The sequence below is a fragment of the Desulfonatronum sp. SC1 genome, assembly GCF_003046795.1.
In the GTDB taxonomy this organism is placed as follows: Bacteria; Desulfobacterota; Desulfovibrionia; order Desulfovibrionales; family Desulfonatronaceae; genus Desulfonatronum.
This window is the reverse complement of record NZ_PZKN01000164.1, coordinates 1-438: the sequence shown is the minus strand read 5'-3', so window position 1 is coordinate 438 and position 438 is coordinate 1. Positions and strand designations below refer to the sequence as shown.

1 protein-coding gene and 1 pseudogene are annotated in these 438 nt (G+C 41.1%); both read right to left on the bottom strand.

The annotated features are described in order from the left end of the window. A partial coding sequence (locus tag C6366_RS21140) for a FeoB small GTPase domain-containing protein (RefSeq protein ID WP_233248587.1) occupies positions 1 to 133 on the bottom strand: 133 nt, incomplete at its 3' end. A gap of 156 nt (positions 134 to 289) precedes the next feature. Next, positions 290 to 400: pseudogene (locus tag C6366_RS21135) on the bottom strand (ferrous iron transport protein A); the annotation flags it as partial. Between the last annotated feature and the right edge of the window lie 38 nt (positions 401 to 438).

Here is a 438-nt window from a genome sequence, read left to right as displayed (position 1 = left end):
GTTCAAAGGTTCCTGTTTTCACATCCACCGTAACGCCACTATAATTCCCCACATGTTCGTAGGCACCGCTGGCGTGATTAAAAAGTGTGGTTTTTCCGCAGTTTGGGTTACCTACAAGTGCAATATTTATCACTTTTCGTTTTTCAACTGCTACTTTTTCTATGGTTTGTTCGTCAAGTGTGCCGTGGTAAGTAATGTTAGCAGCATCTCTGGCCTCTTCCATGGTAACCACTTCAATTAGTGAAGCTTCACTTCGCCTTAGTGATACCTTATAGTTCATTATTTGGTACTCAATGGGGTCTTTCAGTGGCGCATTCTTGATTACCGTTACTTTCTTACCTTTAACAAAACCCATTTCAAGAATTCGTCTTCTGAAGGCGCCATGTCCTTTTACTTTTATAATAAAGGCTTCTTGCCCGTTACTTAGTTCGGCTAATG